At 35.4% G+C, this 21274-nt stretch carries 14 protein-coding genes and 3 pseudogenes; 5 read left to right on the forward strand and 12 right to left on the reverse strand.

From position 1 onward, the window contains the following. Positions 1-11 precede the first annotated feature (11 nt). Positions 12-869: an ankyrin repeat domain-containing protein gene (locus EA652_RS02095; RefSeq protein ID WP_147737883.1), complete on the reverse strand. Its 858-nt coding sequence runs from the start codon at positions 867-869 to the stop codon at positions 12-14. Further along, a protein-coding gene (locus EA652_RS02100; protein WP_094189578.1) for an IS5-like element ISWpi1 family transposase occupies positions 862-1694 on the reverse strand; the annotation gives its coding sequence in 2 pieces (ribosomal slippage) (positions 862-1325 and positions 1325-1694; 834 coding nt in all). The genes EA652_RS02095 and EA652_RS02100 overlap by 8 nt, the downstream gene beginning before the upstream one ends. Positions 1695-1838: 144 nt before the next feature. Here EA652_RS02100 and EA652_RS02105 point away from each other — a divergent pair. Both EA652_RS02105 and EA652_RS02110 read left to right on the forward strand, forming a co-directional pair. Next, positions 1839-2827 (forward strand): annotated as a pseudogene (locus tag EA652_RS02105) (IS630 family transposase). 77 nt (positions 2828-2904) lie between these two features. After that, a pseudogene (locus EA652_RS02110) lies at positions 2905-3737 on the forward strand (IS5 family transposase). A 255-nt stretch (positions 3738-3992) separates the two neighbouring features. Here the strand turns inward: EA652_RS02110 and EA652_RS02115 are convergent. The 5 genes from EA652_RS02115 to dcd all read right to left on the reverse strand — a co-directional run bounded on the left by EA652_RS02115 (position 3993) and on the right by dcd (position 11657). Continuing rightward, positions 3993-5015, reverse strand: coding sequence for an IS110-like element ISWen2 family transposase (locus EA652_RS02115; protein ID WP_007548332.1), 1023 nt, complete (start codon positions 5013-5015; stop codon positions 3993-3995). Between the two features lie 178 nt (positions 5016-5193). Next, positions 5194-5622, reverse strand: a complete 429-nt coding sequence (locus EA652_RS02120) for an ankyrin repeat domain-containing protein (RefSeq protein ID WP_049749682.1) — start codon at positions 5620-5622, stop codon at positions 5194-5196. A gap of 132 nt (positions 5623-5754) precedes the next feature. Continuing rightward, on the reverse strand, positions 5755-6957 hold the full coding sequence (locus tag EA652_RS02125) for a Bcr/CflA family efflux MFS transporter (protein WP_041582606.1): 1203 nt from the start codon (positions 6955-6957) through the stop codon (positions 5755-5757). A gap of 186 nt (positions 6958-7143) precedes the next feature. Further along, positions 7144-10341: a glycoside hydrolase/phage tail family protein gene (locus tag EA652_RS02130; protein ID WP_012673152.1), complete on the reverse strand. Its 3198-nt coding sequence runs from the start codon at positions 10339-10341 to the stop codon at positions 7144-7146. Between the two features lie 758 nt (positions 10342-11099). Further along, positions 11100-11657 carry a dCTP deaminase gene (gene dcd, locus EA652_RS02140; RefSeq protein ID WP_006280485.1) on the reverse strand — a complete coding sequence of 186 codons (558 nt, stop codon included), beginning with the start codon at positions 11655-11657 and terminating at the stop codon, positions 11100-11102. A gap of 141 nt (positions 11658-11798) precedes the next feature. On the opposite strand from dcd, the gene EA652_RS02145 reads away from it, so the two are divergent. Further along, the gene (locus EA652_RS02145; RefSeq protein WP_012673153.1) at positions 11799-12815 is read left to right on the forward strand and encodes a substrate-binding domain-containing protein; all 1017 of its coding nucleotides are present in this window, start codon (positions 11799-11801) and stop codon (positions 12813-12815) included. A 79-nt stretch (positions 12816-12894) separates the two neighbouring features. Here the strand turns inward: EA652_RS02145 and EA652_RS02150 are convergent, their stop codons facing one another. Further along, complete coding sequence (locus EA652_RS02150) at positions 12895-13821, reverse strand: hypothetical protein (RefSeq protein WP_006280721.1); 927 nt, start codon at positions 13819-13821, stop codon at positions 12895-12897. 267 nt (positions 13822-14088) lie between these two features. Here EA652_RS02150 and EA652_RS02155 point away from each other — a divergent pair, with 267 nt between their 5' ends. After that, positions 14089-15549 carry a TrkH family potassium uptake protein gene (locus EA652_RS02155; RefSeq protein WP_007548804.1) on the forward strand — a complete coding sequence of 487 codons (1461 nt, stop codon included), beginning with the start codon at positions 14089-14091 and terminating at the stop codon, positions 15547-15549. 247 nt (positions 15550-15796) lie between these two features. Here EA652_RS02155 and mgtE read toward each other — a convergent pair whose 3' ends face one another. Further along, positions 15797-17167: a magnesium transporter gene (gene mgtE / locus EA652_RS02160; RefSeq protein WP_006280192.1), complete on the reverse strand. Its 1371-nt coding sequence runs from the start codon at positions 17165-17167 to the stop codon at positions 15797-15799. A 153-nt stretch (positions 17168-17320) separates the two neighbouring features. Between mgtE and prfB the strand changes: the two genes are divergently transcribed. After that, a protein-coding gene (prfB, locus tag EA652_RS02165) for a peptide chain release factor 2 (protein ID WP_095866573.1) occupies positions 17321-18425 on the forward strand; the annotation gives its coding sequence in 2 pieces (ribosomal slippage) (positions 17321-17395 and positions 17397-18425; 1104 coding nt in all). 136 nt (positions 18426-18561) lie between these two features. On the opposite strand, the pseudogene EA652_RS07620 reads toward prfB, so the two are convergent. The 3 genes and pseudogenes from EA652_RS07620 to dapB all read right to left on the reverse strand — a co-directional run bounded on the left by EA652_RS07620 (position 18562) and on the right by dapB (position 21258). Then, positions 18562-19639, reverse strand: a pseudogene (locus EA652_RS07620) (IS3 family transposase). 78 nt (positions 19640-19717) lie between these two features. Beyond that, positions 19718-20476: a phosphate ABC transporter ATP-binding protein PstB gene (pstB, locus tag EA652_RS02185; RefSeq protein WP_006280935.1), complete on the reverse strand. Its 759-nt coding sequence runs from the start codon at positions 20474-20476 to the stop codon at positions 19718-19720. Then, positions 20473-21258, reverse strand: a complete 786-nt coding sequence (gene dapB / locus EA652_RS02190) for a 4-hydroxy-tetrahydrodipicolinate reductase (protein WP_012673154.1) — start codon at positions 21256-21258, stop codon at positions 20473-20475. Before dapB ends, pstB begins: the two co-directional genes overlap by 4 nt. Positions 21259-21274 lie beyond the last annotated feature (16 nt).

Raw genomic sequence — 21274 nt, forward strand, 5'->3', positions numbered from 1 at the left:
CTTGCATTACTCTACACATCTGTGTTCATTGCACTATAATGACCACCACTACTATCTTCTTCGTCTAATGAATCGGATCTAAGTAAAGAAACACTAGCATCGGTTTGCGATGTAGATTCATCAGTGTTAGACCCAAATAACCATGAAAAAAAATCACTAAAAAATGATCCTATTAATGAAAAAGGCTTCATAAGTATACTAAACAAACTACCAAAAAAAGAGCTCGGCTGTTCTTCTGTTTGTGCAGGTTCTGTGGAAGCAACAGGACCTACATCGTTGTCTTGTACATCAGTTCCTTGTTCTGCACTGTTGGTGCTGGTTTTTTCCCCTTCTTTGCTATTATCTGATTGTAGTTCAGTATCATCACCTACTCGTTTTTCTTCCTCTTGACCCCCTTCACTATCTGTCGATGATCCACCCGCTGAACCATCATCAGATTTTTCTGCTGGTTGCAATAGAGTTTTTATTCCTTCATCAGTGGCTAATTTGAAAGGAGTGTTTCCATGTTTATCTTCTATATTAACATCGATTCCATCTTTTCCCAATAGGGCTTCTACTGCCTCTTTATGGCCCTTAAAAACGGCCCAATGTAAAGGAGTCCATTCTCCATATTTATCTTTTATATTAACATCGATTCCTTCTGCTCCCAGTAGAGCGTTCAATACATTTATATCTACGTTGTCCTTTTTAAGAACCAAATGTAAAGGAGTATCTTTATTCTTATCTACTAAATTAACATCGATTCCATGTTTTCCCAATAGGGCTTCTACTACCTCTTCATGGCCCTTTACAGCAGCCCAATGTAAAGGAGTACTATCATCTTTATCTTGTGCATTAGAGGTTGTCCGGAAACTAGTAAATTCAAGCATATTCCCTCTTTAACATAACCCTACTCATAGCTAGGTATATGAAATTCTCAGTGGATGTTGTGAGTAAATCATACTCCTTCGATAGCCTTCTATTCCTATTAACCCAAGCAAAAGTCCTTTCTACAACCCATCTTCTTGGCTGTACTTTAAACCCTTGTTCTCTTGTTGGTAGTAGCTCAGGTGGCGTATCTTTGTGCACCCAAAATCTACATGGAGGCCTTTTAACAATTTCAATATCTATGTCATATTCTTCCTTTATGTGATTCTTTAAATTTCTTCCTTGGTATCCCATGTCAGCCCACATTTTTTTAACTTTAGTATATTTTGTTCTCATATTGTTTAATGCTATTTTAATACCATCTCTATCATTTTCGTTAGCAGCGCCTACGTAACAACCTAGTATAAAACCCTGAGTGTCTGTAATTATATGCCTTTTTCTACCCTTTACTTTTTTACTTCCATCATAGCCTTTGATCCCCCCTTTTCTGTAGTCTTTACAGATTGACTATCTACTATACAGGCACTCGGCTGCTCATTCCTTCCTATTTTTCTTCTACTATATTTTGTAATTTCATAATTCATTTTCTCAAAAATTCCCTGCTTCTTCCATTGCCTGAACTGCTCATACACAGTCTTCCATAGCGGAAAATCATTTGGTAAATACCGCCATTGACACCCTGTACGCAATACATAGAAAATTGCTTCTAATATTTCTCTTTTGCTATACTTTGGCGGCCTTCCTCCTTTCTTGTATGATACTCTGAAGTGTTTTTCTATTCTTGCCCATTCCCTTTCGCTTAGATCTGTTGGATACTTTTTTCTCATCTTTACCCCGTACTAAAATTTCAGATATTATAGCCTTTTACTTGTTTCCGGACAACCTCTTATACCAATTCCCGCTACACAAGTAACGGATAGACAATAATAGAAAAAAAGCCATACTGAAGTAAGTAAAGTAGCGAGGTTTAAATGGCATTAAGATCAAAATTATTGGATGAAAAAGTGGTGGAATCAGCAAAAGAAATGCTGAAGAAAGTAAGAAATAACGCATATGTTGCAAAAAAACTAAATGCTGTAATTGCAGCAAAAAAGCACAGTATAACAGCCGTAGCAAAGATATGCTGCATTTCAAGAAAGGCACTTACTGCATGACCTAAAATTTGGCAGAGAAGAAAAATTATTTGCTCCGCCTCAACGCCGTAGAAAAACTATATTGAATCAAAGTCAACGTGAACAAGTTGAGGTGTGGATAGAGGAAAACCCCAATATTACTATAAAAGAAATGAAAATAAGAATTCAAGAAAAGTTTGGTTTGAATATCAGCAAATCTACAGTACACCGTAATATGCAAAGAATGAAATTCTCATATATCACACCAAGACCAGTGCATAACGGACAAGATAAAAGTAAACAAGAGGAATTTAAAAAAAAATCTTAATGAAACTATTGTCATGTATCCTGAAAAAGAGCTATTTTTCTTCGATGAATCGCGGTTTGGCACACATTCAAAGATTGGACACGGGTGGTTTAAAAAAGGCATTAGGACACAGGTTAAGGTAAAACTAGGTAGGCAAAATTTTTATCTCTATAGTGCAGTTAATCCCAGAAATGGAGAAAGTTCTAGCTCAAACGTCAATACTGATTGTATGAATATATTCCTTGAGCAGATGTCACAATATTTAGGAACAAGGGAGGCATTTCTTATCATGGATTGTGCTAGTTGGCATAAGTCAAAAAATTTAAAAGTACCTAAAAATATCGACATTATATACCTACCACCATACTCACCTGACCTCAATCCTGTTGAGAGGTTTTGGTTATATATAAAACAGAACATTTTGCGTAACAAAATCTACGACACAATTGCTTTGCTTGAGAGCGCTTTGTGCAAATTTATTACCTCTCTTTCTCACTCCACAATTAAAAAACTCTGCAATGCCGCTTATTTGATTCACTAGTAATGAGAATTGGTATTAGAGGTTGTCCGGAAACAAGTAAAAGGCTATAATATCTGAAATTTTAGTACGGGGTAAAGATGAGAAAAAAGTATCCAACAGATCTAAGCGAAAGGGAATGGGCAAGAATAGAAAAACACTTCAGAGTATCATACAAGAAAGGAGGAAGGCCGCCAAAGTATAGCAAAAGAGAAATATTAGAAGCAATTTTCTATGTATTGCGTACAGGGTGTCAATGGCGGTATTTACCAAATGATTTTCCGCTATGGAAGACTGTGTATGAGCAGTTCAGGCAATGGAAGAAGCAGGGAATTTTTGAGAAAATGAATTATGAAATTACAAAATATAGTAGAAGAAAAATAGGAAGGAATGAGCAGCCGAGTGCCTGTATAGTAGATAGTCAATCTGTAAAGACTACAGAAAAGGGGGGATCAAAGGCTATGATGGAAGTAAAAAAGTAAAGGGTAGAAAAAGGCATATAATTACAGACACTCAGGGTTTTATACTAGGTTGTTACGTAGGCGCTGCTAACGAAAATGATAGAGATGGTATTAAAATAGCATTAAACAATATGAGAACAAAATATACTAAAGTTAAAAAAATGTGGGCTGACATGGGATACCAAGGAAGAAATTTAAAGAATCACATAAAGGAAGAATATGACATAGATATTGAAATTGTTAAAAGGCCTCCATGTAGATTTTGGGTGCACAAAGATACGCCACCTGAGCTACTACCAACAAGAGAACAAGGGTTTAAAGTACAGCCAAGAAGATGGGTTGTAGAAAGGACTTTTGCTTGGGTTAATAGGAATAGAAGGCTATCGAAGGAGTATGATTTACTCACAACATCCACTGAGAATTTCATATACCTAGCTATGAGTAGGGTTATGTTAAAGAGGGAATATGCTTGAATTTACTAGTTTCCGGACAACCTCTTAGTCAACAAAAAAGTCATAAAAATTCTCCAAATTGCATAATAAAATCAAAAAATACTTCCAACTGTGTAGCAGTATACAGATTATAGTTAGTGGATATGTTGATAAGTAAATTAGTTACATATAAAACAGCAGAAATTTACTTATCAACATATCCACTAACCAACAACATTCAATAAATTTGTGTAAGATGCCATTTTACATAAGATGAATTAGAAGCATTTTTTGATTTTAAAGTACTAAACCTTCAGTTAACCTTTTAGCCCTATAGTTCTTGATATGATCTGGATCAAAGGCCTTTTTTGAACTTAAAACACCAAAAACTATATGAAGTAACTTACGCATTGCAGCACCAACTATGGCCATAGCATGCTTGCCTTTCTCTTTTAATCTTTCGCAAGAAGCCATAATGATAGGATTATGCTTTTTAGCTGCTATAGCAGGAAAGTACATTGCTTTACGTAATGTTCGTGAACCGGTTTTACTTAATCTGGGCTTGGCATGTACGGATGAGCCTGATGTTATATTTTGTGGTATAGTTCCAGCATATGCTGCCAATTGCCTAGCATTTATAAAGGCTTTTATACCAGGAATTTCAGCTAAAATAGCTATTGCTGTTTCCTCTCCTATTCCTGGAATAGTTAATAGGAGTTGAAAATCTTCCAACAATTCTTTGTGTTGTTTTAATAGTTCGCGTATGGAGTTTTTTATTGTTTCTATTTTTTGCTCTATGTTCATTGCAAGGTCTTCCCAAGCATTTGCAACTTCTTTAGGCAGTCTCTCTTTCTTTTCTAAATGATTATTTGCTAATGTTAACTCATCCTTTAACGCATTTGAGCAACGATAAAGATGTTTTAATTTTTTCTTTTCAGGAGAAGGTGGTGTCCAACGAGAAGGTTCCTGTCTTTGACAATAATCTGCAATAATCTCTGCATCAGTCTGGTCATTCTTTTGTCGTGTAAGCTTACTTTTTGCATAAAATCTTATGCAAGCTGGGTTTACAACACTAACGAAATATCCAGCGTTGTGGAGGAACTCAGCCAAAGCTTCGCTATAACAACCAGTGGATTCCATGCAAGCTTTTACTTCTTCTACGTTATGTTTTTGTAGAAAGTTCAGTAGACCTTGAAACCCAGTATCATCATTTTTAAATTTCCTTTTCCTAGTTTCACGCTTTCCTTTTTTACTTATGAATGAGAGAGAAACATCAAAGCGTTCTTTTGAAACATCTATACCTAAAAAGTTGTTGATCATATATAACTCCATATACTACTATTAAAAATGAAAAGTAAGGCTTACCTTGTGAATACAGAATTAGAACCATTTAGGCCTTTCTACGATACCGTCCAGCCTCTACTTTTGAGAAGGGAACTCTTTTCTTTTCTACAGATTTTATATCTAAGGAATCTTCCAGAGTTCTTCCCTTCTCCACCTAATGCTTAAGCTTAAAAACACTAGATGCTTTTTTCAAGATACAAGGAGTCTTGTTATCTTGATCTTTTACATTAACCTTTGCTCCTTCACTTATTAGACTGTTTACTTCCTGAATATTACCGCTTTTAGCAACCTCAAGTAATTTAGCTGTGCTTTGTAATAGAGTTTTTATTTCTTCGTCAGTAGTTAAAACTAAGGGAGTGTTTCCCTCTTCATCTTCTGCACTAACATTTACCCCTTTGTCCAATAGAGCTTCTACTACATCTTTATGGCCCCATACAGCAGCAATATGTAAAGGAGTCTCTCCTTTATCATTTTCTACCTTAACATCTGCTCCTTCACTTATTAGACTTTTTACCTTATCAATTTCACCGTTTTTAACAGCCTCAAGTAATTCAGCATTTATATCTCTGTTTGAATTGCTCATCCCATACCTCCTGTAAAACTATATTGTTATGATAAAGTCGTTAATAATCTATGAGCTCTCACCCCCTGTAAAATTATATTATCATGATAAAGCCATTAATAACCCATGAGCTCTGGATCACGCAAATAATGGTTATTCCCTGTGTTTTTCAGTACATTTGAGCTGGCTGTACATAAGAATTGCAATTGTAGAGCATGCTATTGTTAATAGTAAATTTGGTAAAATACCATAGCGAAAAAATTTTCCTACTATATATATTCCAATAGCCCCAAACATCATATTGCAGAATGAGAGAACTGCACTACCAAGCCCTATACCTTTGATCGTTTCTAAAGCAGAAGTTACGTTATTGCTTATTATTAATGCAAGTCCGATATTGGCTGGAATCCAAGCAGTTTGAAGAATGAATATATTCAACTTGTCCGCGAAATAAAAATATACCAATAAACTATCGGATATTATCGGTAACACCAAACCTATTATTAGCATTTTGCTAACCCCTACTTTTGGTACATACCTTCTATTAATTAAAGTTCCAATTATGTAAAATATGACTATGATCGATATGAGGTAGCCAAAATACTGTACTTCAATGCCCATCGATTCAAATATGAACGGGTAGTTAGCAATGTATGCCCAAAGCCACATGAAAGTTAATCCATGAATGGCTGAAAACCCAAGGAAACGATAATTTCTAAATATTGATATATATTGCTTGAAGATATTAGTAGTTATGTTAGTTATACTGGTTTCATTTTTATTTACAGTGAGTGTTTCTTGTAACTTAAAGTAGATAAAAATAAGTATAGCAATTGCTGCAAGTGATATAATAAAAAACAAAAATTTCCAACTATACCCATGTGAAATTATATAACTGCCCACCACTGGAGCTATTCCAGGTGAGAGTGCCACAACCATATTTAATTTTGAAATGACTCTCGAGTATTCACTACCCGAGTACATATCCCTTATTGCTGCATACCCAACAACACCTGCAACACCAGCCCCTGTTCCTTGTATGAAGCGAATTAGTATCAAGAGCGCAATACTGTCGGCTATATAACACATGACACTTGCCAAAGTAAAAATTGTCATACCAATCAGCATCATTGGACGCCTACCATAATGGTCCGATAATGGACCATAAATTAAGCCAGATACCGCAAATCCAACTAGATTTAAGCTAATTGTAAGCTGCACTACACTGCCTTCTACTTTAAAATAATTGGCAATGCTTGGTAGTGCAACTGAGTATAGGTCAGTTGCCATATCGACAATTGCTACAGACAATATCATAATAAGAGAGATGATATTTTGCGGAAGAGCTGTTTTCACTTAATGATTTACTGGATTAAATATACTTAATTATAATGTATTTTTTTCATTAGTATAAGTACAATGTTACATAGTAAACGATGTCATTCGAGTAGCGGACACTGAAATCTTAAGCTAAAATCATGAAAAGCCTGAATTTCAATACCTTATCTTCAATTATTCACTTTAAGCTTTAAATATTGAGCATCAATTATTCAGGACCTTCGCTTCCGTGTTATCCAATGAATCACCATAAGTCACTGCTTTTAGGTAAAACTTTTTTCCCCTTTGCACTTCGAAAGATATTATTGAATCATCAAGTAGAACAAATTTTTCACCTGCAGTCTCTTTAGTACCTTCTTGTCCTCTGATTAGGTTACTAAGCTTATATTTATTTTTATCTATAAGTTCAGCATTCTGGAATTTCACTATCTCTTTTCCAACTAGTGCTAAATTTGAGTCCGCAATTGAAGTTATGTTTCCAAAACGTAACACTACTATAAGCCCCTCGTCGGTAGATTCCATTACATATCCGTAAGTAGACTGCTTGTTTGTGCTTGCAATAGGCTTATAATCCTTATCGTTGTACGAAATAAAGAGTGTTGCTCCCTTCCAATTCTTTTCCTCACTAATTAAAGTAAAGCTTGCACTATTACCTTTAATATCCGGTAAATCTATCATTTCTACGATGGTTTTGCTAATGTGAGAGGGAGGGTATTCCTTCAGCATAAGTGACCTTGTTGAAGGAAAAGAAAGCTTATATATAGAGTGATCATAACCAACGCCAATTACTTGAATGGACATGCTTTCAAATTTCGTTTTTATAATTCTCACCGTATGTTTTTTCTCACTGTCTAAAATCGTTATTACATCACTTGGCACAAGCCACGCATATTTTATCGGTAGCTTGAAATTGTATATATTTCTCTCTTGCCACGAAGAATAAAGTAAAACCTCAGCGATATTTTGCGCCTCTCCCTCCTCCATAATGAGCGGTATTTCAACTGTTATAGCAGCGCCTTGCTTTGGCAACTCAGCATATTTAACATCAATTGGATAGCCAAAATTGCGATTAAAATAAACGACGTTAACTTTATTGTTTAAATCTAATTGACTGATATTAGCAAGTTTTGAATTGTTACTGAAAACCGTTTCACCAATTGGCATTACAGTTGTAACTCCCCTGCCCTTTTGAACAAATTTCAGTTTAGAGTCCTGTTCAACCACATCAAAAAAATAGCAACTTTGCAGCATTTTAATAATAGAACGTACGGGTTGCTGGTCGTTTATCACATACCCAGACAATAACCCTTTGACGTTGCTTGTATCGAACTGATCGCTTTTTAAACCTGCTTTTTGTAATAGATCCGATAAAACATCGGAAATATTAAGCTGTGAAAGCTTTCCCTGAATCCAATGTCCTGTCTGCCAATTATGGCAGTCAGTCCACATATCACACAAATTGGGGAAATAAGGAAATGGCCTTGCATCCCACGCCCAGAGAAACATTTTTTCTACCATTTCCGAGCTTTGCCACTTTTTTAACGTTCCTTCAATTGCAATTTTTTGCGAAAGAAAGCTCACCTCTCCGTTTGAATATCGTGGATATTTGCTCTCTATGCTGCCTTTGTCAACAAACACATTTGGCTCATTAGTGCAGCCGTTCATACTGGGAAATCCATACTCAGTAAACCATATTTTTTTCATTTTTGGTTGCCATTTCGTTTTACTACCACCTGGATTTATGTGAGTTTCACTCCACCATTTCTCTATATTTTTCCACGCATACCTGCTGTCGTTATACTTTACTTTTTCAGGTTCACTCTTTGAGTAATCATAGAAATAATCATACCCCACTCCACTGCTCCAACCACCCATTACATCTTCCGCGGAATAACCAAAAGGAGGCTCTGGACCATCAGTCAGTGGAAAATAAGCATCTATGCCAACAACGTCGATATACTCTGAAGACCACAGTTCATCCATATTATACCAACCATCATATGAATGGTATTCGCTCCAATCTGCAGCGTAGGTAACTGTTACTTCTTTTCCAAGATTAAGTTTTATCTGCTTTGCAAGCTTGACCAGCTCTATAACGGCAGGGTAATTCCCTTGTTCATCCCTGATTTTGGTAAGTTGCGCAAATTCAGATCCGATGATAAACCCTTCTACTTTAGTCTGTTTGGCAATGCTTGCATAATGCTCTATAAATTTGTTATATTGATTCTCAAAAAAATCACTTATATCCCCAGGGGTCCCGCTCAATTTTCCTCGCCACTCTTTGTTCTTTGTGTCAAGCAAGGGCATCGGATAGAGCATCACCTTATAACCTCTGCTGTGCAGCTCTTCTATATATCTTATTAGCGCTGAATCACTAACTGTGCCACCATATCTTGGGTTTCCACTCGCATCTTTTGAAATTAGCTGAGCATTATCTCTGGTTACACCCCCTACTTGCCAATCATCAGGTAATATTGCGGAATCATCTTGAAATTCAACTGCAGGATATATTTTACAATCTTTAATGTTCAGATCATTCACAAACCAATTGACTACTACCGATACCCACTCAACATTTGGTAAATCTCCCTTTAATTGATCCAAAGAAAGCACTGCATCGCTCTTTTTAGTGTGGTTGTTATGATTTACCCTTTGTGCTAGGCCATATGGGATATATTGGTTGCTGCTTATTTTCTCTTGCTCGATTTTCTTCTGTATTTTTGTATCATATACAAACTCACCTGAACCTGGTATGATATTGATATTCCGAATATTTTCCGCTATTGAAAACCCAACGGGCTTTAATGCAGTTTGCACTTCAAATGTAAATACCGGAACGCGATTGTTATAGTCTGCTAAAGGAAAATTCTTGATGACTATATAAGATATTCCCCTATAAGCCGGCACATTCCCCTCTCCTTCAATTGATGATATGAATGGATCCGGATTTTGGTCTTCTCTGCCGCTGTAAAAAGTATAATCTATTTCATCAAAGCTAAGTGATGTTGTATCTGCCCAGATTCTGTTTAATTTTTCTACTTTCCCCTTGCAGATCGCAATTGCAAGCGTTGCGTAGTAATTATATGTAACGTTCATACCTCTTCCAATTTTGCTTTTGGTGGTTATCGCCTCTTCTTTTATTGGCTGTGACCAAATAATGTTCCCTGCAACACGAGCAGTGCCATAGATAATTGGGATCGTTCTGCCGTAGGTTGAGGTTTGAACTTGCAGATTTTTTAGTCTCGCACCATGCGTTACTTTCTGCTCAGCATCAAGGCTAAACATCGCACCATCAAGCTGCGCACCAAGAAGAGCACCGAGTTCTGAGCCGATAATCCGGCCAATTGGCCCAAAAATGCTGCCTGCTTGACCAAAAATTGATGATAAAATTATTGTGGACATGATAATCCTCCTTTTTGATAGATTTTTTTGAAATTGTTGAGAAAAGATCCAAGTGTCACGCTACTTGGATGACACCTATAACCTTGTCATCCCAGTGCTTCCTCCTTTGTCATCCCAGTGCTTGACACTGGGATGGCTTTGTTGCATCGCTACTTATGAAAGCTAACTATAATTAGGATTATAAGCAACTTATTGAAAATCTTGTTTTTTTTGCAATCAATCTGATCAAATTTAAGAATAGTAACTTGTTATTTATATTAATAAATTTAATTCTATTGAAAATAGCTAAAGCATTGAAATTCTTGAATTTTAGCCGGATTAGTGAGTGGTAGTGAAATTTCTTTTACTCAAATTTAGGTATTCACTGACCGTTCTTGTTATAAATACCAGAATAATAAGCTACTGATATTCTCCACCTTTTTTATCTTTAATCCATCATAGCTAGCGATGCAACAAAGCCCACTGGGATCCAGGAATTTTAATTGTAAACGAGCAAACATTTTCGATAAAATTACCAAAAAGCTGGATTCCATTGTCAAGTACTGGAATGACACCATCCTTTTTTCTGGATCCAAGTAGTCAAGGCACTGGGATGACAAGAAAGGGGCTGCTCGGATAACAGATACTATGATAAGAAATTCAACAACTTACAATGAATAATTGAAGTTTTTAATTAAGAAAAGCACATGGTGTAGCTATAATTATTGTAAGCAACAATGAAAAAGTGCGGAAGTGAAAAATTACCACTCTCATGGCAATCACTTCACCAGCGGCAAAGTGATACCATGCTGATTCATATATTTTCCTTTCATATCATCATATGATTTCTCACACTCACTTTCGCCGCTTAAAAATACGAATTGGCATGCGCCTTCATTGGCGTAAATTTTTGCAGGAAGCGGAGTAGTGTTTGAGAATTCGAGTGTGACATGACCTTCCCATCCAGGTTCTAAGGGAGTAACGTTTACTATAATTCCACATCTTGCGTAAGTTGATTTACCAACACAAATGACCAGTACATTCCTTGGTATACGAAAATATTCCACTGTGCTTGCAAGCACAAAGCTATTTGGTGGAATTATGCATACGTCTGTTTCCTTATCTATGAAACTATTCTCAGAAAAATTTTTAGGGTCCACGATAGCTGAATTAACATTAGTAAAAATTTTAAATTTATTATCCACTCTTGCATCGTAACCATAAGATGATAGTCCGAAAGATATAACACCTTTGCTGCTTTTGTGATTCACAAAAGGTTCTATCATTCCAAAATTTTCAGCTTTTTCTCTTATCCATTTATCTGGCATAACTGCCATAACTGTTCCTTAAAGTTGTGTAATACTTACAATAATATGAAATAAAATTTAAATGTAAACTGTAGCTTTTGTCATGCAATTAAAGCTTTTCAGTTTGATCTTTTGTTATAATAATTAGATTTATGTTCTTAACTAAAAATAATGCTTAGAAACCTTCTCCTGATTTTTGTATTCGTATTATTCACGCCGCTGTCAAATGCTGATGCCAGGAAATACATCAGAATTGTTGGGTCTTCAACTGTTTTTCCTTTTATCTCATTTATAGCCGAGGAGTTCAATCGTGTATTCTCCTTCAAGACTCCAGTTGTGGAATCGATAGGAAGTGGATCAGGGTTCAAAATGTTTTGCTCAGGAATAGGGGAAGACACGCCAGACATCACCACTTCATCTCGCCCTATGAAGGAAGTAGAAAGAGAACTATGTAAAAGAAATAAAATTAATGAAGTGATAGAGATCATCATTGGCTATGATGGAATTGTCATTGCAAATTCAAATCAAAGCCATAGATTTGATTTCACAAAGAAGGACTTATTTGAAACTTTATCTGCATATTCTCAAGAAAATGATAAATTAGTAAAAAATAATAAGAAGTTTTGGTCTGATGTAAATCAAGCCTTACCAAAAACAGAAATTGAAATTTATGGTCCACATCAAAATACAGGCACATACGAAACTTTGGTTAATTCTATTATGCTTGATCAATATTCATGCATGAACTCGAGAATTTTCAAAGAGAATTATAAAGATCAGGAAGAAAGAAAGCAAGCATGTGGTAATATAAGGGATGACGGAAGGTATATAGAAGTTGGAATTAATGAAAACATAATAATACAAAAATTGAAAAGTAACAAGAACGCTTTAGGGATATTTAGTTTTAGCTTTTTAATGAGGAATCAAGATAAAATACAAGGGAGCACAATTGCAGGAATTGAGCCAACTTACGAAAATATATCATCGGGAAAATATATATTAGCAAGACCTCTATACCTTTATATAAAGAAAGAACACTTGGATACTGTTGATGGATTAAGAGAATTCGTAAAAGAAATTATAGATTCAATCGGTATTGAAGGTGGGTACCTATCTAGGCTTGGTCTGATCCCACTTTCAAGTGAAGATATAAAGAAAGCTTCAGCAAAGGTTTATGATATAACGTGACGGCAACGTTTCTTTTATATTCTTTGTTCTAGCGTAGTCAGACCCAGCGCGGCGCGCTGGGATGACAATGGATTACTAATTAGACAGTTCTGCGTTGTTGCAACACCCCAGAAACAACCGGGTCCGAGCTTTTCGTATTTGGGCTTTCTGATTTCTCACAAACTCCTCCAATATAAGCTAGTACAGCCAATGCTGAAACTGCTAAAACTTCTAAAACTAATGCAACTACAGGATATGCCAGCACATAGGCTGCAATAGCACCAACTACGCATAGTCCAACAACGCCTAGAGCGATCTTCCCTTTGTATTCATTAAGCTTTATTTCTCTGTCCTTTTTATAACCCTTAACTTCTTGAATAAAGTCTTCAAGCCATCCCTCACCAGCTATATTAGCATACTCTTTTTGTTGCTTTTCAAGAGAACCTATTATATAGTTATCTTCTGTATTTTGACCTTCTCTATTAACCATGTGGTCTTCAAGCCAGAAGTTACGAACATCAGGGGAAGCTTTATCCCAAAGAAGTTTAGTGATCTCTTTTATCTTTTCAAATTCTTCTTTGCCAAGATTTCTTTCATAGTCAACCATCAGAGGATAAATTAACAAGCAATCAATATCAGTAGCATCACTCCAATATACATTTCGCGTCAAAACACTTTCTACATCTTCACCGCAATTCTCTAGTGCTGTTTTAACTTGATCAACATTAAGACTTCTTATTGCACGCCTTAGTGCCATATCAAGATCCATTACCCTCTTGTGCTCTTCTATTTCTTGAATAACTGTTTTAAGAGCAGGTATGTTATAAAGGCCAAATCCTCGAAAACTCTCTATTGCACGACAACACACAAAATCACGAGTTTTCTGATTAGCAACTTTCCAAATTTGTTTAATGATCTCTACGTTTTCTCCAATTTCTCCTTGAACTTTAACTCCAGCGTCAAGACCAATAATAGCAAAATCTAAAAAATTATCTTTGTAACCAGCCCCAATCCCCTCGTGGTTCAAAACTGCTTGTATATTATCACATTCATTATTGTCGAATATGCCCTGGACCTTTTGAGGGTAGTTATTGCTAATTGCTATAATTAATGAAGCTCGAATTTTTTTTTGTATATCAGTTAATTCAACTATATCTTACCTCTAATAAAAATTTAATTATCACACATATTTACAAGTAAATCAAGTATATTGTTAATAACTGTTAATAAAGGCCAACAAAATGCTTGACGTTAGAGTAGCTTTTATGGCTTTGTATAGCGAGGAAGTAATTCTATGAAAAATCATCAACGTTTACAAAATTTGCGTTCAATTGTATTTATTGTGGGAATATTCCTATTGCTGTTTAGCTTAGCAATGCTTATTCCTGCTATTACTAATAAATGTCTCAGCTACAAATGGAAAAATTTCCTCGCTGGATTCATAATTACCTGCACATCTGGCGCAATTTTTATTTTACTCGGTAAATTAAGTAGATTGCATGGAATGCCAGCAATTTTTGCGATTACTAGTTGCACCTGGATTGCCTTGTCTCTGTTTGCAGCTATTCCTTTCTATTTTGATAATCTGAGCTATGTTGATGCATTGTTTGAAACGATATCTGGCATCACAACCACAGGGGCAACTATATTTAATGATATTGAAAAACAATCTCCAGGAATACTGCTGTGGAGAGCAATGCTACACGGCATGGGGGGTTTTGGTGTAATCACTTTAGGAATTGCAGTTTTTCCTATGTTTAAGGTTCTCAGCCTAAATAATTTACTTTATTCTGAATATTCAGATGCTACCAAAAGGAAGTTGCCGAACACGCGAAGCGTAGTGATTCATGTTACGGCAATATATTATGGCTTAATTTTGTTATGCATATTTTCCTATTATCTAGCTGGTATGCCACTATTTGATGCAATATGTCACGGAATGTCTGCTGTATCAACTGGTGGATTTGCTAACTATAATGATTCTATAGGGCACTATAATAATCCCATACTAGAAGCCATAACGATCGTTTTTATGATTTTGGGTTCTCTGCCTTTTCTTAGCTATTTAAAAATTATAAGACGGTTAGACATTTGCTATGATGAACAGGTCTCTTACTTTGTTAAGATAGCTACTATCTCATCTTTATTTGCTTGTTTTTGGTTGTATAAAAATGTTGATTTAGGAGTGTCATTATCATTTAGATGCAGCACATTTACCATCACTTCCTTGATTACGTCAACTGGTTATGCAATCTGTAATCATATAGATTGGAGTTTCATTTCAGTCTTAGCTTTTTTTCTAACCTTTGTTGGTGGATGTAGCGGTTCTTCAAGTGGTGGTGTCAAAATCTTTCGTTTGATCATTTTTCTAAGATCTATAGAAAATCACTTTCGCCTTTTATTGAACCCAGGCGCAGGCGATAGGGTAAAATTCAATGGAAAAACCCTGGAGAATGATGAAGTTCACTCTGTCTTTATATTTTTTGCAATTTTCATGTTAACGTTTACCATTTCATCAATAGTGATGTCTTACTTAAGCAATGCAGACTTTATAACTAGCATCAGTTCAGTCTCTGCAACGCTTACAAACTCTGGCCCGGGATTTAGTAATTTAATAGGTCCTTCGGGTAATTATTCCTCTTTCAGTAATGAAGTAAAATTATTTCTATCGTTTTTAATGCTGCTTGGCAGACTTGAAATATTGCCAATCTATTTTTGTATAGGCAATTTATTCTTATTTAATAGAAAGAAATAGTTGGTGAAGTTGTGAAATTTGATATTATAGCTAAACTGACTTACGACAATTTGAAAAACCGTCATTCCGCTACTTGTTAGCGGCTGAGATACCGCGCACAGATGTACGAACATTGTGATTTGGGCACACCAGGAAGAATGTCATCCAAGTAGCCCCTTTCTCGTCATCCCGCTACTTGTTAGCGGCTAAGAGATACCGCGAATGAATCGCGGTATGACGGTTCGCGGCGGTATAGCTATAGATAGTATTAGCTATTTAATAAAAAGATCGTAGCTAAACCAAGAAATATAAAAGCTGAGAGAATATCAGTTGTTGCCGATGTTAGGATTGAAGAAGAAACGGCAGGGTCAGACTTTAAACGGTGAAGCATTATAGGAATGAAAGTTCCGATGAACGTTGCAATAATTGACATCATAATCATGGAGACCACAAAAATCATCTCCACTTTGAAGTTGTGAAACCTTATTGCTAACACTACTAATGAAATAGTAGATAAGATCACCCCGTTTATAAGACCTATTAAAAATTCTTTCATCAGTATTCTTTTTGCATTTTGCTCAGTTAGATATTTTGTTGCGATTGCCCGGATGGTTAGCGTTACTGTTTGGGATCCTGCATTTCCGCTCATTGATGCAATTATCGGCATGATTATTGGCAGCACTATAAAACTTTTTATTACATCATCGAAAAAGCCAACTACTATGGAACACATTGTTGCAGCTAAGAGGTTAAACAGTAACCAAGGTAGCCTTTTAATTATAGTTTTATGTATAGGGGCATTTATATCGGCTTTAGAAGATACACCGCTTATTTTGAGTACATCCTCTTCTGTTTCTTGTTGAACAACTTTTATCACATCTTCAATTAAGATCACACCAATAATTTTACCATTCTTATTTACTACCGGAGCCGATAATAGAGAGTAATCTTTAAATATTCTTGCTACTTCCTCTTGGTCTATTCCAGTTTTAATGATTTTTATGTCATGATCCATTATCTCTTTTATTATTGTGTCTCCTGAGTGAGATATTACCTTATTTAAATTAACACTGCCTATAGGCTCTAATTTTGAGTTGATAATGAATATCTGGTGAAATTTTTCTGGTATTTTTTTATAGTTGCACACAAATTCTGTCAGTTGATTTATTGTCCAATAATATGGAGCTATAACCATATCTTTATGTATTAACCTTCCTGCACTTTCTTCTGGATATGATAGCAACTCCTCTACCGATTTCTGAGTTTTGCTGGGCAAATAGTAAAGTATATTTTCTACAGACTTTCTATCTAAATCTTTCACTATGGTTACTATATCTTCTACATCAAGGAGCATTAGTAACTTTGCTGTATTTTCTATTCCCAATGTTTCTATGATCTCTATTTGTAAATCTGGCACTACATGCACTAGGGCATCACTTAACAAATGTTGATCGAGGATATTAACTAATTTCTCCCTGTGATCACTGATCGAAGTAGATAAAAAATAAGCTAACTGAACACTGTCTATCGTTTTTACAATATTACGAACATTCTCTAGCTCCTCGTTATCAAGTGACTCTATTAAGTCATCAATAGCCTTTTTGTCTAAACCATAATGGGAACTTATTTCAATATTCATTACTTTACCTTGTTTTTTAATAAATATACGCGCTTGATTTCCTTAAACATTAAAGTATAATGAAATTATTTAAATTAACTATCATATGGTTAAATTTCTATTTTGTTTACTGTTATTGTTATTGATAGTAAATATATTAAAATCTAAAGTATAATGAAAACTTATCCAGAAATTCTTGAACACTTTCAAAGCTTAAATAAAAGTATTTCTCTTATCAGGAGGTGTCTTTGACATAGAAAAATTAAAGTTGCGTCTTGAAGAGCTGGATTCCCAGGCGTCGAATGATAATCTGTGGCAAGACAATCAAAAGGCACAAGAAATTTTAAAAGAACGTTCTAAAATTAAGAATGACGTAGAGTCGTTTTTAAAGCTGGAAAGCGATTACAACGATGCCATCAGCTTAATGAAGTCTGCTATTGATGAAAATGATGAAGAATTTTTCTCTGAAGTTGAAAATGAATTAGCTAAGCTAGAGAAATTAATCAAGTATAAAGAAACAGAGTCCTTATTTACTGGTGAAGCAGATAATAATAACTGCTTTTTAGAAATCCACTCAGGAGCTGGTGGAACAGAGAGCAATGATTGGGCTGAAATGCTGATGCGCATGTATGTAAGGTGGGCAGAAATTTATCACAACTTTAAAGTTGAAGTTGTAGAAAAATTAGAAGGAGAGTCGGTTGGTATAAAGTCCGCAATGATAAAAATCGTTGGAGAAAAAGCTTATGGGTGGGCAAAAAGTGAAAGTGGAATTCACAGGCTGGTTAGAATATCGCCGTTTGATGCAAATGGTAAACGTCATACCAGTTTTGCAAGTGTAGGAGTAACTCCAGTGATCGAAGATTCAATTGATATTGCTGTGGATGAAAAGGATCTAAAGATCGACACCTACCGTGCTTCCGGAGCAGGCGGTCAGCATGTGAACAAAACTGAAAGTGCAGTACGCATTACGCATATTCCAACTGGTGTTGTAGTTCAATGCCAAAATGGTCGTTCTCAACACAGAAATAAAGATGAGGCATTGAAATTACTTAAAGGACGTTTATACCAAATTGAACTGGAAAAAAAAGAACAGAAAATGGCTGAAGAATATGGTAAAAAATGCGATATAGGCTGGGGCAATCAGATCAGATCGTACGTTATGCATCCATATCAAATGGTGAAGGATTTAAGAACCGGACATGAAGTGGGCAATATAAATTCTGTTTTTGATGGTAATATAGATTGTTTCATAGTTAGTGTGCTTACTAAGCAAAATTAGGTAGGGTTGACTTTCTTGCCATAATATATGATAATTAAAATATTGTTAAAGTAGGAGTAAAGTTATGGCGATTAAATATGATCAGTGGAAAAGTGACCTTACCCAGAAAAAGTGGAGAGAAAGCTTGGAATGTTTTTTACAAAAAGAATGATGCATCAAATTGTTCTGGAATGCAATAGTTAATAGTGACGTTGTTTGTTATAAAAAATTTCTATGTATTCAAATATTGCAGTTCTAGTTTGTTGAGCAGAGTGTTGTGAAGTATCAATAAGTATTTCTCTTTTCAATGAGCTAAAGAAGCTTTCTGCAACAGAATTGTCGTAACAACAGCCTTTATTACTCATCTATATTCTTTACAGCTAAGAGATATTGATACCCTTGCGCAGTATATTGTGAACCTTGGTCACTGTGCAGCAGTAGATTTTTAACAGGTTTACGCCTATTAATGGCCATTAATAAAGAGTTCATAACCAATTGTTTATTTATTGCACTACTCATTAACTACCATACGTGAGAATTATTGCTGCCAAATATAGCCATCCCTCCTTGGTTTTGATGTAAGTAATCCCATACTTTATTTGGTTGATCAACAATAAAGTTTTGATCTAGTATATTGGGAGCTACAGCTCTATTATCTGTTTGTTGTTTTTTAATTTTAAACTTTCTTCTCAGTATAGCCCTGATGTCATTTTTCTGCATAATACTTTGCACCGTTTTCAAATTGCAACTTTTACCCAAAGCCTTCAATTCAGCATGAATTTTAGGAGCTCCATATCTACATTTAGAAACTTGATATATTTTTTGAATAGCTTCGAGTAGCTCTTTATTTGCTGATTCTCTACTGCTTATTTTTCTTGTGGTCCACTTATAGTAGCCACTAGCAGAAAATCCTACATAATTCCTGTACTTTATAGCAGTTACTATATAAAAAAATATTTTACTCTTTTTGACTGGCCAGGGCTTTTTTTTAAATGTCTCTTTCCCTTGTTACTCTTGCTTTGTAAATCAAACCTCTCTTTGTCATAAGGTGCTACATCTGGAAATGCATTTGCCGCTGACTTTTTTTCGTTATATTTCTTCATCCATTTTCCTAATACACTATCCCTTATTCCTAGATCTCTTGCTACTTTTGCAACTGGTTGACCTACCTTTCTTTGTTCATTTGCCAGCTTAACAGCTTCCAATTTGAATTCTGCTGTATATTCTCTTACCATTTCTAATCCTCCAAAATTTTATTTTACCCGAAAAAACTCTTTTCTTTCTCTCCACTTTTTCTGGGTAAGGTCAGAAATTTAATGATCCAGGATATACTCCTTTGTTAAGGGAGATTGAGCATTTTCGAATATTTCTTGAGTGCTTCCAGACTCAACAATTCTGCCATTATGAAAGAAAATTACACTATCAGATAACTTTTTAGCTTGCTTCATTGAATGAGTCACCATAATTATAGTAAATCTTAATTTCAGCTCTTGTATAAGATTTTCGATTGCATTGGTTGCCATTGGATCAAGAGCAGAGCACGGTTCATCCATTAATAAAATAGTTGGCTTCACTGCAATTGCGCGAGCGATGCATAGCCTCTGTTGTTGGCCACCGGATAAATTGAGTGCGCTATCTTGCAATCTGTCCTTCAATTCTTCCCATAAACCAACCTTGGTTAAACTATTTTCCACCATCTCATTCAATTTTTGCTTATCCTTCGCCATACCATGCAATTTTGGCCCACAAGCAACATTATCATATATTGATTTTGGAAAAGGATTTGGCTTTTGAAATACCATACCAACTTTTGCTCTAAGTAGTACAACATCCATATCGCGTGAATATATATCACCCAGCCCATCGATATCTAATTCACCAACAGTTTTGCATCCAGGTACATAGTCATTCATACGATTAAAACAACGCAAAAATGTTGATTTACCGCACCCGGATGGTCCGATAAAAGTAGTAACTTTTCTTTTATAAATATTCAAATTTATATCGAATAAAACTTGCTTAGAGCCATACCAGAGATTTAAATCTTTAACAGAGGCACGTGTATTGCTCATATCACATCCTGCATTGAATAGAGCCCCGGAATTTCTCTTTTATTTTCGTATAGCCATACTGCTGCTTGAACAGCTCCTCTAGCAAATGTTGTGCGATCAATTGCTTTGTGGTTTAGTTCTATCCGTTCATCAGAATTAACAAACATCACGCTGTGATCTCCTATTACTCCACCTCCACGAGATACTGCAAAACCTATTCCCCCCTTTTTCCTTATGTTTGAACCACTATGTAAATATTGATTGGACTGAAAATCCACTTTTGAAGCGTTAGCAATTGTTTTGCCAAGTTCTATAGCTGTTCCAGATGGTGAATCCTTTTTTAAGTTATGATGCATTTCCCAAATCTCAACGTCATATTCATTACCTAAAAGCTCAGCAGCTTTTTTTACCAATTTCAGCAACACATTAACCCCAACACTCATATTTGCTGACCATAATATTGGAACTTCAGCAGCATATTCTTTCAAATCGACACCTTCTATTCCAGTTGTGCCACTAACCAGCGGTGTTTTAAATTTTACAGCTGCTTTAAGGCAGTCTAACATACATTCTTTAGTTGTAAAATCTATTACAACGTCAGATGACTCAAATACGTCACTGATAGAACTTGTAACCTTAATTCCTAGATTGGCTATAATTGGTCCAATATCTGAATCTATGTACTTACTGCCTGAACGGGCAACAGCACCTGCTATTTCCACTTTGGTATTTGTAATTAATTCATTGAGTATTTTTTTGCCCATTCTGCCTAAGCAGCCTATTACTCCAACTCTGATTTTCATAAAGCTTTTTACGTTT

This window comes from Wolbachia endosymbiont of Drosophila ananassae (genome assembly GCF_008033215.1).
GTDB classification, from domain to species: Bacteria; Pseudomonadota; Alphaproteobacteria; order Rickettsiales; family Anaplasmataceae; genus Wolbachia; species Wolbachia pipientis.